Source organism: Streptomyces sp., from assembly GCF_031181705.1.
Taxonomy (GTDB): Bacteria; Actinomycetota; Actinomycetes; order Streptomycetales; family Streptomycetaceae; genus Streptomyces.
In genome coordinates, this window is the sequence record NZ_JAPSKN010000010.1 from 61,034 (window position 1) to 73,911 (window position 12,878).

The following is a 12,878-nucleotide window of genomic DNA, read 5'->3' on the forward strand; positions in this document are numbered from 1 at the left end:
GGCCCGTGTGTTCGTCCTTAACCGGTGGGAGAATGACACCGGGCAGGGTGGACCACAGCACGGGAGAGGGATGTGACGGCGACACCAGCGCAGCCGTACTCGCCGTCGGTGTCGCGCGCACGCCGTCCGCGCCACCGCCCCACCCGCGGACCCGGACCGCTCGGCGACACGTTCGCCCTGGTCACCCTGCCGCTGCTGGCGGCGCTGGTCCTGCCCGCCGCCTTCGCGGGCGGCGGCACCCGCCGCTGGTTCGGCGGCCGGGCCGAGAACCAGCGGGCCGAGGCACAGGCCGCGAAGGACGCCGCCGCCGCCGCCTTCTACGAACTCGACACCGCCCAGCGCGACCTGCGCATCTCCATCGAGACGATCACCGCCGTCGACGACTCCCCGGCCGCCCGGCGCGCCGTCGGCGACTTCGACGCCCTCGGCCGGCGCATCGACGAGGCCAGCCACCGCTACATCGAGGCCGTCGACGCCCATGACCTCGACCGCGACGACCTGGAGGCGTCGGCCGCCGCCCGCGCTCGTGGCGAGCTGACGGCGGCCAAGGAGGAGCTCGGCCGCGTCAAGCAGGAGCTGGACCGGTTCGCCGACGGCCTCGGCCCCCTGCTCGGCAAGGCCGAGACGCAGCTGGCCCGCCTGGCCCCCGCGGTCGAGCGCGCCCGCCAGGCCCTGCTCGCCGCCGCCACCGCCCTCGACTCGGTGCGCGCCACCGGCCTGAAGGCGGACGACCTCGCCGCCCGTCTCGCCGCGCTCTCCCCCGAGCTCACGAAGCTGAACCAGGGCGCCGGGAAACACGGCGTGCCGCAGACCCTGGAGCGGGCCGAGCGGGTCACCCGTGAGGCCGAGGCGGTCCGGGTCGAGGCCGAGCGGCTGCCGGAGCGCGCCGCCGAGATCGACCACCGGCTCGTCTCCCTGCGCACCCGCGCCCAGGCCCTCACCACCCGCTCCGAGCAGGTCGACCCGATCCTCAGCGAGCTGCGCCGCCGCTTCACCGCCGCCTGCTGGCAGGACCTGCAGAGCGTCCCCGACACGGCCGCCGAGAACGTCCGCCGGGCCGAGGCGAAACTCGCCGAGGCCCGCACCGCCCGCGACGAACAGCGCTGGGCCGACGCGACCGCCCTCCTGTCGACCGTACGGGCCCTGCTGAACACCACCGACGAGGCCGTCTCGGCCGCCGGCGACCGCCTGCACCGGCTGAACGCCGTGCAGAAGGACCCCGAGCAGGAGATCGAGCGCACCCGCTTCGCCATCCGCGACGCCCAGCGCCTCGCGATGGCCGGCCGCAACACCCCCGACCCGCGCCACGCCCGCCCCCTGGACGACGCGGTGGCCCGCCTGGACCGCGCCGTCGCCACGCTGGAGGGCCGCCACCCCGACTACTGGCACTTCCTCACGGAGACGGAGGCGGTACGCCGGGCCGTGGCCCACGTGGTCGCCCTGATCCGCGAGGAACGGGGAGCGGCGGGCCACTGACCGGGCCGGTTAACCTGTGCCCATGCCTCGCTACGAGTACCGCTGCCGTACCTGCGGCGACACCTTCGAACTCAGCCGTCCCATGGCGGAGTCCTCCGCCCCCGCGGCCTGTCCCTCCGGACACGACGACACGGTGAAGCTCCTGTCCACCGTCGCGGTGGGCGGCTCCACCTCCGCCCCGGCCCCGGCCCCCCGCGCGGGCGGCGGGGGCGGCTGCTGCGGTGGCGGCTGCTGCGGCTGACGTCCCCCCGGGGCCCTTCCTCACGTTCCGTGGGGCCTCTTCCTCACGTTCTCCGGGTCCCTTCCTCAGGTTCCCTTCAGGTCCGGTTTCCTAGCGTGGCGGCATGACAGCCATCGCCGCGGAAGCCGGACCGCAGTGGGTCAACGACCTCATGGACGCGCTGGGCGCGCCGGGTGCCGGTCTCGCCATCGCCCTGGAGAACCTGTTCCCGCCGCTGCCCAGCGAGGTGATCCTGCCCATGGCCGGGTTCGCCGCGAGCAGCGGGCGGATGAGCCTGCTCGCCGTGCTGCTGTGGACGACGGCCGGCTCGGTGATGGGCGCCCTCGCGCTGTACGGGGTGGGCGCGCTGCTCGGCCGTGACCGGACGGTGGCGATCGCGGAGCGGCTGCCGCTGGTGAAGGTCTCGGACATCGAGAAGACCGAGGCGTGGTTCCTCAAGCACGGCACCAAGGCCGTGTTCTTCGGCCGGATGATCCCGATCTTCCGCAGTCTGATCTCCGTGCCGGCGGGTGTGGAGCGCATGCGCCTGCCGGTGTTCCTGGGGCTGACCACCCTGGGCAGCGCGATCTGGAACACGGTGTTCGTGCTCGCGGGCTACTTCCTCGGCGCGAACTGGCACACGGTGTCCGACATCGTCTCCACCTACTCCAAGGTGGTCCTGGCCGTGGCGGCGCTGGCAGTGGTGGCGTTCATCGCGGTACGGCTGCGACGGCGCCCCGAAGGGGCGCGGGGAACTGCGCGAACGGCCACGACGGCGCCGCCCCCGCACGACGACCAGGACACCCGAGTTCTCAGGCGCCCCGCACTGCCCCCAGAAACTCCCGCAGGATCCGCTCCCCGGCGAGCACGCCCCGGTCGGGAAGCACGCTGATCGAGGGAGCCGTGAAGCCCGTGTCGGCCAGCTCCCCGTGGCCGGGCCGCCAGCCCTGGTCCGCCGCGAGGAGCAGGTCGGTGTCGAGCAGGGAGTCCCCGGCGGCGAGCGTGAGACCGGCGCCGGTCCGCCGGGCGACCTCCCGCATGGCCGCGCTCTTGGTGAGCGGCTTGGGCACCGCGTAGATCTTGCGGCCCTGGAGGGACACGGTCCAGCCGCGGTTCTCCGCCCACACCGCCAGTTCCTTCACCCAGTCCTCGTGCAGCAGTTCGCGCTCCACGACGAGGTAGGCGAACAGGTCGTCGGCGACGCGGTGCTTGCGCACCCACACCGGGTCGGCGGCCCTGAGCAGGTGCTCCTGCACCTCGGCCAGGGGCGCGCACTGGTCGGCCAGCCGTGCGGTCACCTGCGCGTGCCAGTCGGGGTCGGAGACGCCGTCGACCAGGAGGTGGCCGCCGTTCGCGCAGATCGCGTACGTGGGCGCGGGGCCGGGCAGGTTGATGCGCTGGTACTGCTTGCGCGTCCGGGTCGTCGTCGGCACGAACACGGCCGCGTCGCCCAGTTCGGCCAGCAGCTCCGCCGCCGTCTCGGTCATGTACGACAGCGGCTTGCTCTCGTGCACCTCCACGCACAGCAGCCGGGGTGCCCGCGCGTCCGGCATGGTCAGCGCCAGGGCCGCGGCCGAGTAGATCAGGGTGCGGTCGAGGTCGCTCGCGACGAGGACGGGCATCAGAGCGTCACCGCCTTTCCGTCGGCGCCGGTCGCGCCCCGGGTGTACTTGGGGTGGATCAGGCCGACGCAGGTGTAGGGCAGGTCGGCCACCTCCTCGACGGGCACGCCGCGCTGCTCGGCGAGCAGGCGGACGTGGTCGAGGTCGCTGCCCGCCCCGGCGCGTGCCAGCACCTTCCAGGGCACGCGGCGCAGCATCACGCGGGTGGTCTCGCCGACGCCGGGCTTGACGAGGTTGACGTCGTGGATGCCGTACTCCTCGCTGATGCGCTCGACCGCGGCCCAGCCCTCCCAGGTGGGCGTGCGGTCGGCGGCGAGCAGTTCCTTGGCCTGGGCGCAGGCCGCGTCCGTGACCTCGGGGAAGCGGGCGGAGACGGCGTCCAGGAAGGCCACCGAGACGTCGGTGGCGGCGAGTTCGCGGTAGAACTTCGCCCCGTGGAAGTCGTGCGGGCCGACCAGGTCCGCGCGCAGCACGGTCCGTGAGATCAGGCCGGAGACGGTCGAGTTGAGGCAGGCGGAGGGGATGAGGAAGTCCTCGCGGGTGCCGTAGGTCCGTACGCAGGAGCCGGGGTCGGCCAGGACGGCGATCTCCGGGTCGAAGCCGGTGATGCCGTCGGACGTCTCGAACTCCGTCAGCGCCTGGGCGAGTTCGCGGGTGATGGCGCCCTTGCCGGTCCAGCCGTCGACGAAGACGACGTCCCGGGGGTCGTGGTGTGCCGCGAGCCAGCGCAGCGCGTTGGCGTCGATGCCGCGGCCGCGGACGATCGACACGGCGTAGTGCGGCAGGTCGAGGCCGTGCCGGTGCTGCGCCCAGCGGCGCATGAGGATGCCGACGGGGGTGCCCGCCCGGGCCAGGGAGACCAGGACCGGGCGCGGGGACCGCTCGGCCAGGACCGTCTCGGTGACGACACCGACCGCCCGGGCGATACGGGCCGCCGACTCCTGCAGCGCGGCGTGGAACAGCTCCTGGTACTGCTCGGTCGGCTGGTACTCCACGGGCAGCGACTCGGCGTAGTGCGCGCCGCCGCTCTGGATCGCCTCCTCGCGCTCCTCGGTCGGCGCCTCCAGCGTCACGTCCGAGAGGTCCTGGAGCAGCCAGCCGACCTCCTCGGGCGCGTACGAGGAGAAGGCGGGGCCGCGGAGGGGCTCGGGCAGCATGGAGGGCCTTTCGGGGGCGTGCGGGGGCTCGGGGACGTACGACGGTACGACGGCGAGGAGGACCCGCGGGGTGTGCGCGGCGAGCCCGGCCAGCAGCCCGTCGGGGGCGTGCAGCGCGGGCGTGTCCGCCACGGAGTCGACGACGGCGACGACCGCGTCGAAGCCGGCACCGGCGACGTTGTAGGCGTACCGCTCCCCGGGGCCGTCGGCGGGGTCGTCGTGGGCGGGGAAGGCCAGGCGGGTGCGTATCGCGTAACCGGGGTCGTCCACGGCGAGGACGGGCGAGCGGGTGGTGGTGGAGTAGCGCACCTCGGCGTCCGTGATGCGCTCCAGGGATTCGGCGAGCCGCAGGGGGGCGTACATGAGCTCCTCGAAGCCGAGGACGTGCACGCGCCGGGCCCCGGCGGGCAGTGCCTCGGCGATCCGGGCCGCCATGGCGGGCAGGGCGGCCTCCAGGCGCTCCCGGTGGGCGGGGGTGAACCCGTGCCGCCCGCCGTCCGGCAGGCCGGAGGGCCAGCGCAGGTCCACGCGGGTGGCGTGGGGGCCGGTGCCTCCGTGGTCCGGGTGCGGGCCGGTGGGGGCCGGTCGCGCGGTTCCCCGCGCCCCTGGGGCGACCGGCTCCGGCGCGGCAGACGACACGCGCCCCGTCGCCGCACTCTCCTCGTACCGCGCCACCAGCTCGCGCCCCTTCTCCAGCACCCCCTCGGGCAGCCGCACCGTCCCCGAGGCCGCTGCCACGAGATCCACCCGCGCGCCGATCTCGCGGGCGAAGTCCTCCAGCCGGCCGGAGTCCGCCGCCGAGCGCATGTCGACCAGCGCCACCACGACGTACCGCCGCCGCGGATACCGCTCGTGCAGGTTTCGGACGGTGTTCAGCACGGTGTTCCCGGTGGAGAACTCGTCGTCGACCAGGACCAGCGGCCCGTCGCCGGCGAGCAGCGCGGGGTTCTCGGGCAGCAGCAGGTGCGACGTCGCGTGCGAGTGGGCCTCCTCGAAGCCGCCGGCCGGGGCGAGCCCGGCCACCGGGCGGCGGGTGGAGTGCAGGTAGGGAGCGAGGCCCAGGCCGTCGGCGACACTGTGCCCCAGGCCGGTCGCGGTCTCCGCGTAGCCGAGGACGACCGCGCGGCGGGCCTCGTCGTCGCCCAGCAGCTCCCGCACCCGGCGGCCGAGCGCCACGCCCTGGCCGTGGACCACGGACGGCGACTGCGGCACGTGCTTGCCCAGCACGTTCGACACCAGCAGGTGGGCCCGCTTGGGGTTGCGGCGCAGCGCCAGTCCCAGCAGATCGGTCAGCCGGTCGTCACCGGCGAGTTCGACGCCGAGCCGCTCGGCGACCCAGCTGCCGGACCAGACCCCGTCGCGCACCTCGTGGTGCGGCCCCTCGTTCACTGCCTTCTCCATGGATCGTCCGCGTCGCGTTCACCGGTGTACCTGGTTCGGGGACTCAGCTCGGCAAGCCCGCCGCGAGCAGTTCCACGAAGCCGATGTCCTCGTTGGCCACGCCGAAAACCTCGGCGCGCAGCAGCGTCCGCTCGGCCCAGGCCCGGTGCGGCTTCACCTCGTTCATCTTGTTCGTGTACGCCGATCTCAGCACACCCCCGCCGCCGCGTTCGGGGCGCAGGATGTCCTGGGCGTCCGAGAACTCCTCGTGGCTGACGACCGACAGGGCGTGCACCGGCAGCACGTGGGAGGGGTGGATGCAGGTCTTGCCCAGCAGGCCGTTGGCCTGGTCCAGGGTGATCTCCCTGAGCAGCCCGTCCATGGCGTGCTCGATCAGCTTCTCGCGCAGCTCGGCGGCCTGCACCTCCAGGAAGGGGCTCTGCCGCAGCAGCGGCTTGAACATGCGCTCCTGGACCCGGAAGTACTCCCACACCGGCCCGGTCACGGTGAAGCCGGTGCCGTCGGCGCGGCCCAGCATGTTCACCACGTCGGCGATCACGGAGGCGACGATCTGCACGTCGTAGGCGGTCACGTCGGGGCCTCTGCGCAGCCCGTAGGAGGAGCAGAAGTCCGTCACGCCGAGGCGCACGGCGAGGACGCGGTCGCGGTACTTGTCGATGGCGCGGGAGATGCCCTCCAGGGTCTCGACCCGCGACTCGCGGTAGAGCAGCTCGGGGGACTCCAGCACCGGCATGGCGAAAAGGCGGCGGCCGCTTTCGGCCTCGGCGGTCGCCAGGGCCTCCAGGAACGGAATGCCGCGCTCCGCGGTGAACTTCGGCAGCACGAACCCCGACAGCAGGCGCACGGCGGGGCCGAGGCGCCGCACCAGGTCGGGTATCTGCCCGGGGGTGCGGACGCGGATGAACAGCAGCGGCAGGTCCGGGTCCGGGAGGCCGGCGAGCGCGGTGAACTGACGTACCAGGTTCTCCTCGCCCGGGCCCACGTCCGCGTCGTCGATGGAGTCCTCCAGGCACAGCACCATCGAGACCACGCCGCGACCGGCCTGCTTGAGGATGTCGTCGGCGAGGCGGGGCCGCGTGGCCGGGCTGTAGAGCGTGGCGCCCAGGGCCGCCGAGAGCAGCCGGGCCGGGGAGTCGGCGGTGAACACGCACGGCTCCCGGTGGAAGAGACGCTTCCGCACCTCAGGGGCGATGTGCCCGAAATGACGCATGGAACTCCCCCGTGGTGGCGACGCGACCTGCGAATCGATGAAAGGTGGCCGGTAATAGTACGTAGAAGTCCATGTCGCAGGTTCCCGTCAGGCATGAATTTCAGGTAACGAGGGCAAGCACAGCCCAGCCCGGCCATGTCGACGGTAGTCCCTGGCGGCCGTCCGCGCCGCTCGGCCCCCCGCGTTGTCGTGAGCAGGACCGAGAAGGCAGGATGACCGCATGACGCACGCGATGCTGAAGGGGTCGAACGTCCCGCTGGAAGCCACCACGGTGCGCGCCGTGCTGCGCTGGACGCCCGGGCAGGGCGTTCCGGACGTCGACGCCTCCGCGCTGCTCCTCGGCCCCGACGGACGTGTGCGCTCCGACGAGGACTTCGTCTTCTACAACCAGCCCCGGCACCCGTCCGGGAAGGTGTGGCGGCTCGGCAAGAAGCGGGTCGCCGAGGGCCTGACCGACACGATCCAGACAGAGCTCACCGGTGTCGAGCCGGAAGTGGGCCGGATTCTGCTGGTCGCTTCGGCGGACGGCGTGACCTTCGACCGCGTGCGGGAGCTGCGCATCCTGCTGTACGACGCGGCGGACGCCGGCACGGAGGCGCTGGCGTACTTCGACGTCAAGCCGGAGACGGGCGAGGAGACCGCGCTGATCTGCGGCGAGCTGTACCGGCGCGGCGAGGGCTGGAAGTTCCGGGCGCTGGGCGAGGGCTATTCGAACGGGCTGAAGGGGCTCGCGACCGACTTCGGCATCTCCGTGGACGAGTCGGAGGCGGCACAGGAGCCGACCACGACCGTGCCCGCGCCGCCCACGACGGCCGGTTCCGCCCCGCAGCAGCCCGCGGCCTCGTCGCAGTCCTCCGCGGAGGTGTCCCGGCCGCTGCCGCCGGAGCAGCCGACCGCGGTGCCCGCGCAGTCCGGGTACGGCTACCCGCCCCAGCAGCCCCCGGCGACGCAGCCGGCGTACGGCTACCCGCAGCCCGCCGGCCGGCCCGCGTACGGCTACCCGCCGGCTCCGGCGACGGCGGGCGCGGCGGGCGCGCAGTCCGGCTACGGCTACCCGCAGCCGGTCACCGCCGCCCCCGACCCGGACTTCCGGCTGCCCCCGCAGGGCCCGCAGTTCATCGGCCGCTGAGGCGCCCCGGCCGCGGCGGGCCCGGCGCCTCCGGCGGCCTCGCCGGGCTCAGCGGCCGACCTTCGTCTTGTAGCCCCGCCCCCACTGCAGCCCCCACCCGTACAGCCGGTCCAGTTCCGCCTGGAAGCCGTAGACGAACTTGGCCTCGCGGCGGACGACGATCTCGTTCTTGACCTTCTCGATCATGACGACGGCGCAGGAGCGGGCCTGCGGCTGGCGTTCGTCGAGGTGGATCTCGATGCGGGGGCCGTTGCTCGGGTAGAGCGTCACGATGGCCTGGGCACGGTCGAAGGCGGGCGTCTGGTCGTAGATGTAGACGAAGACCAGGAGCCGCTTGATGCTGTCGCGGTGGTCGAGGTTGATGTACATCGTCTCGCCGGACCCGGAGCCGAACCGGTCGTCACCGCTGAGCTTGACGTACGGCGGGGCGTTGACGTCGCCGAAGTACCCGCCGAGCGGCTGCACGACGCCCTTGGTGCCGTCCTGGAGCTCGTAGAGGCAGCCCAGGTCGAGGTCGACGTTGACCATGCTCTGGCTGTGGCCGATGACCTCCGGTGGCTTCAGGGCCCGGAAGGGGTGCCGCAGCAGGCTCTCGCGCTGGGAGCCGCCGATGTCGGAGGTGCGCATCCGCCAGCTGAGGTTGACCCGCAGGTGGCCGGTGGCCGCGTCCTGCTTGGTGAGTGATATCTGTGCGCGCCGCTTGGTCAGTTCGATCGCGTTGCTCGACGCGTCGCCCGAGTCGAACTGCACGGTGCCCCGCCTGAGTCCGTCGAACAGGCCCATTCCGCCCCCCACGTTCACTTGGAGACCGCGGGACGTCGCCCTGCCCGCGGCCCTTGACGACCGGCGGGGCGGCCGCCGAGGAGTCGCCTCGGTGGCCGCCCCGTCGAGAGCGTTCCTCACCCGGAGGGGTGTCACACCCCGGACGAGACCTCAGTCTTGTCGTCCGAGCCGGCCTTTCCCTCGGCCGCCGCGATGGCGCGGTTGCGGCGGACGGAGGACCAGAAGGAGGCGCCGATGAGGACGACGCCGATGAGGCCGGTGATGATCTCGTTGATCTCGTACTGGATGGTGACGAGCAGGATCATGGCGAGCGCGCCGATGGCGTAGTGCGCGCCGTGCTCCAGGTAGACGTAGTCGTCGAGGGTGCCCTGGCGGACCAGGTAGACCGTGAGCGACCGGACGTACATGGCGCCGATGCCCAGGCCGAGGGCCATCAGGACGATGTCGTTGGTGATGGCGAAGGCGCCGATGACACCGTCGAAGGAGAAGGACGCGTCCAGGACCTCCAGGTAGAGGAACATGAAGAACGCGGCCTTGCCGGCCAGCCTCACCGCGGACTTGGGCTTGCCCTCGCGTTCGGCCTGTTCCTCGGCCTCGTGCTCGCGCTCCTCCCCCTCTTCGAGCTTGTCCTCGAAGTAGCCGGAGAGACCGCCGACGATCATGTACGTGATCAGACCGGCGATGCCGGAGAGCAGGACCGTCTCCGCCTTGTCGGCGTGGGTGCCGCCGTGCTGGTGGGCGTGGGCGCCGAAGGTGATCGAGGAGATCAGCAGCACGATCAGGGCGATGCAGACCGACAGCATGTCGACCTTGCCGAGCTTGGCCAGCGGCCGCTCCAGCCAGCCGAGCCACTTGATGTCCCGGTCCTCGAAGATGAAGTCCAGGAAGATCATCAGCAGGAACATGCCGCCGAAGGCCGCGATCGACGGGTGCGCGTCGGTCACCAGCTCCTGGTAGCGGTCCTTGTCGGTGAGCGCGAGGTCGACGGCCTCGATCGGGCCCAGCTGGGCGCTGACGGCCACGATCACGACGGGGAAGACCAGTCGCATGCCGAAGACGGCGATCAGAATGCCGATGGTGAGGAAGATCTTCTGCCAGAAGGCATTCATCTTCTTCAGGATCCCGGCGTTGACCACCGCGTTGTCGAAGGACAGTGAGATCTCGAGGATGGACAGGATCGCTACGACACCGAACGCGGTCCACCCTCCGTAGAAGACCGCTGCGACCAGGCCGAGCGCGGTGACCGCGAACGACCACCCGAAGGTTTTCAGAACCACTGGCTACCCAATCGTGTGTTGGGGGTCCCCCCAGACGGAATCTGAGGGAGGGGTTCCCCCCCGCCGTACCCGGCTTTACGAACTTTTGAAGCCGAAGTCTAGTCGGGCCCCCTCCGCACCCCGGGGGGCCCCGCGTTTTGCTCATATCGCGTTATGACACGTTGACCCCGAAGTCCAGGGCGATGCCCCGCAGACCGGACGCGTACCCCTGACCCACGGCCCTGAACTTCCACTCGCCCTGGTAGCGGTAGACCTCACCGAAGATCATCGCGGTCTCCGTGGAGGCGTCCTCGCTGAGGTCGTAGCGGGCCAGTTCCTGGCCGTCGGCCTGGTTCACGACCCGGATGAACGCGTTGCTGACCTGGCCGAAGGTCTGGCCGCGTTCGTCGGCCATGTGGATGGAGACGGGGAACACGATCTTGTCGCACTGCGGCGGCACCTTGGAGAGGTCGATCAGCAGCGACTCGTCGTCGCCGTCGCCCTCGCCGGTGAGGTTGTCCCCCGTGTGCTCGACCGAACCGTCGGGGCTCTTGAGCTGGTTGTAGAAGACGAACCACTCGTCCCCGAGCACCCGCCCGCCGCTGCACATCAGCGCGCTGGCGTCGAGGTCGAACGGGGCTCCGGTGGTGGAGCGCGCGTCCCAGCCGAGCCCGATCAGCACCTGAGTGAGATTCGGTGCGGCCTTGGACAGGGAGACGTTCCCCCCTTTGGCAAGCGTGACGCCCATCTGATGTCCCTCCCCGGGTGGTGTTACTGAGGTGGTCTTGCACGTCCGGCGCCGCACGTAAACCGTGCGGCGCCGGACAGAAAGACCCGAAAGCCCCGTCGCCGGGGCCCGTCAGGTGGCTCAGACGTTCACGCCGAAGTCCTGCGCGATGCCGCGCAGGCCGGAGGCGTAGCCCTGGCCGATGGCGCGGAACTTCCACTCCGCGCCGTGCCGGTAGAGCTCGCCGAAGACCATGGCGGTCTCGGTGGAGGCGTCCTCCGACAGGTCGTACCGGGCGATCTCGGCACCGCCGGCCTGGTTGACGACGCGGATGAACGCGTTGCGCACCTGGCCGAAGGACTGCTGGCGGGTCTCGGCGTCGTAGATGGAGACCGGGAAGACGATCTTCTCGACGTCGGCCGGGACGCCGGCCAGGTTGACCTTGATCTGCTCGTCGTCGCCCTCGCCCTCACCGGTGGTGTTGTCACCGGTGTGCTCGACGGAGCCGTCCGGGCTCTTGAGGTTGTTGAAGAAGATGAAGTGCGCGTCGCTGGCGACCTTGCCGGAGCTGTTCAGCAGCAGCGCGCTGGCGTCCAGGTCGAAGTCGGTGCCGGTCGTGGTGCGGACGTCCCACCCCAGACCGATGATGACCGCGGTCAGGCCCGGCGCCTCCTTGGTCAGCGATACGTTGCCGCCCTTGCTGAGGCTGACTCCCACGAGTCCTCCATTGGTGTCCGGGGGCGGGGTGCCCCGTTGTGCTCGGATGTCGGATCAACGAGTCGATCCTAGTGACGGGTTCCCGCCCCTCGCAGGCCCTGGAGCCGACAATTCAGCGGGTGTCGAGCGCATGACGCCCGACCGGCGTCACAGGGAGTCGAGCGCCTTGAGGTAGTCGTTCGGGTCGCGCGCGTCCGGCAGGCCGTTGACGACGGTCCACCGCACGACGCCCTCCTTGTCGATGACGAAGGTGCCGCGCACCGCGCAGCCCTTGCCCTCGTCGAAGACGCCGTAGGCCCGCGAGACGTTGCCGTGCGGCCAGAAGTCGGACAGCAGCGGGTACTCCAGGCCCTCCTGCTCGGCGAAGACGCGCAGGGTGTGGATGGAGTCGTTGGAGACGGCGAGCAGCGCGGTGTCGCGGTCGGTGAACCGGGGCAGGTTGTCGCGCAGCTCGCTCAGCTCGCCGGTGCACACGCCGGTGAAGGCGAAGGGGTAGAAGAGCAGCACCACGTTCTGCCGGCCGTGGAAGTCGGACAGCCGCACGGTCCTGCCGTGGTTGTCCCTGAGCTCGAAGCCGGGGGCCTTCTCACCGACCTGGATCGCCATCGCCGCGGGTGTCCCTTCCTGGGCCTGTACCGGTGGGACGACCACCCTACGCAGGGACCCGCACAGGCCTGCGGGCGGGCCGGCGACGCCGGCCCGCCCGGTGCGTACGGCTAGCGCTTGGACTTGGCTGCTTTGGGCGTCGCCAGGCGGCTCCCGCTCCAGTCCTTGCCGACGCTGACGCTCTTGGACGCCGTCAGGCCGGCGGTCGTGGCGGCTTCCGAGATGTCACTCGGCTCCACGTAGCCCGAACGGCCGGTCTTCGGCGTGAGGAGCAGGATGGCACCGCCCTCTTCGATGTACGTGGTGGCATCGACCAGCGCATCCGTCAGGTCGCCGTCGTCGTCACGGAACCACAGCACAACGGCGTCGGCCACGTCGTCGTAGTCCTCGTCCACCAGGTCGCCCTCGACGATGCCCTCGATGGCCTCGCGGAGTTCCTGGTCCACGTCGTCGTCGTAGCCGATCTCCTGGACCACCTGCCCGGGCTGGAACCCCAGCCTGGCGGCAGGGTTCGTCCGCTCCTCCGCGTGGTCCGCGGTCGCGCTCACGGGTTGCCTCCTGATCATGTTTTGGG

13 protein-coding genes are annotated in these 12,878 nt (G+C 71.5%); 4 read left to right on the top strand and 9 right to left on the bottom strand.

Annotation, left to right across the window (positions count from 1 at the left end; genetic code table 11):
- The first annotated feature begins 72 nt into the window (after nt 1-72).
- From RIN80_RS04165 to RIN80_RS04175, 3 genes are all read left to right on the top strand, one after another.
- A complete protein-coding gene (locus tag RIN80_RS04165; protein ID WP_309094097.1) occupies nt 73-1,476 on the top strand; it encodes a hypothetical protein in 1,404 nt (467 codons plus the stop codon).
- Nucleotides 1,477-1,498: 22 nt separating this feature from the next.
- Nucleotides 1,499-1,717, top strand: coding sequence for a zinc ribbon domain-containing protein (locus tag RIN80_RS04170; RefSeq protein ID WP_309094098.1), 219 nt, complete (start codon nt 1,499-1,501; stop codon nt 1,715-1,717).
- Between the two features lie 103 nt (nt 1,718-1,820).
- Nucleotides 1,821-2,588, top strand: a complete 768-nt coding sequence (locus RIN80_RS04175; protein ID WP_309094099.1) for a DedA family protein — start codon at nt 1,821-1,823, stop codon at nt 2,586-2,588.
- Here the strand turns inward: RIN80_RS04175 and RIN80_RS04180 are convergent.
- The 3 genes from RIN80_RS04180 to RIN80_RS04190 are packed head-to-tail and all read right to left on the bottom strand — an operon-like array spanning nt 2,509 to nt 7,086.
- Nucleotides 2,509-3,318 carry an HAD family hydrolase gene (locus RIN80_RS04180; RefSeq protein WP_309094100.1) on the bottom strand — a complete coding sequence of 270 codons (810 nt, stop codon included), beginning with the start codon at nt 3,316-3,318 and terminating at the stop codon, nt 2,509-2,511. The genes RIN80_RS04175 and RIN80_RS04180 overlap by 80 nt on opposite strands.
- The gene (locus RIN80_RS04185; protein ID WP_309094101.1) at nt 3,318-5,876 is read right to left on the bottom strand and encodes a phosphoribosyltransferase; all 2,559 of its coding nucleotides are present in this window, start codon (nt 5,874-5,876) and stop codon (nt 3,318-3,320) included. The genes RIN80_RS04180 and RIN80_RS04185 overlap by 1 nt, the downstream gene beginning before the upstream one ends.
- A gap of 43 nt (nt 5,877-5,919) precedes the next feature.
- A complete protein-coding gene (locus RIN80_RS04190) occupies nt 5,920-7,086 on the bottom strand; it encodes an HpcH/HpaI aldolase/citrate lyase family protein (RefSeq protein WP_309094102.1) in 1,167 nt (388 codons plus the stop codon).
- A 220-nt stretch (nt 7,087-7,306) separates the two neighbouring features.
- On the opposite strand from RIN80_RS04190, the gene RIN80_RS04195 reads away from it, so the two are divergent.
- On the top strand, nt 7,307-8,215 hold the full coding sequence (locus tag RIN80_RS04195; protein ID WP_309094103.1) for a TerD family protein: 909 nt from the start codon (nt 7,307-7,309) through the stop codon (nt 8,213-8,215).
- A 48-nt stretch (nt 8,216-8,263) separates the two neighbouring features.
- Here RIN80_RS04195 and RIN80_RS04200 read toward each other — a convergent pair whose 3' ends face one another.
- The 6 genes from RIN80_RS04200 to RIN80_RS04225 form a co-directional block, all read right to left on the bottom strand.
- Nucleotides 8,264-8,998, bottom strand: coding sequence for a Tellurium resistance (locus RIN80_RS04200; RefSeq protein ID WP_309094104.1), 735 nt, complete (start codon nt 8,996-8,998; stop codon nt 8,264-8,266).
- A gap of 131 nt (nt 8,999-9,129) precedes the next feature.
- Nucleotides 9,130-10,275 carry a DUF475 domain-containing protein gene (locus tag RIN80_RS04205; RefSeq protein WP_309094105.1) on the bottom strand — a complete coding sequence of 382 codons (1,146 nt, stop codon included), beginning with the start codon at nt 10,273-10,275 and terminating at the stop codon, nt 9,130-9,132.
- A gap of 151 nt (nt 10,276-10,426) precedes the next feature.
- Nucleotides 10,427-11,002 carry a TerD family protein gene (locus RIN80_RS04210; RefSeq protein WP_309094106.1) on the bottom strand — a complete coding sequence of 192 codons (576 nt, stop codon included), beginning with the start codon at nt 11,000-11,002 and terminating at the stop codon, nt 10,427-10,429.
- Nucleotides 11,003-11,122: 120 nt separating this feature from the next.
- Nucleotides 11,123-11,698, bottom strand: a complete 576-nt coding sequence (locus RIN80_RS04215; protein WP_309094107.1) for a calcium homeostasis/redox stress adaptation protein — start codon at nt 11,696-11,698, stop codon at nt 11,123-11,125.
- A gap of 147 nt (nt 11,699-11,845) precedes the next feature.
- Complete coding sequence (locus RIN80_RS04220; RefSeq protein WP_309094108.1) at nt 11,846-12,304, bottom strand: peroxiredoxin; 459 nt, start codon at nt 12,302-12,304, stop codon at nt 11,846-11,848.
- Between the two features lie 110 nt (nt 12,305-12,414).
- Nucleotides 12,415-12,852, bottom strand: coding sequence for a DUF3052 domain-containing protein (locus RIN80_RS04225; protein ID WP_010048512.1), 438 nt, complete (start codon nt 12,850-12,852; stop codon nt 12,415-12,417).
- Nucleotides 12,853-12,878 lie beyond the last annotated feature (26 nt).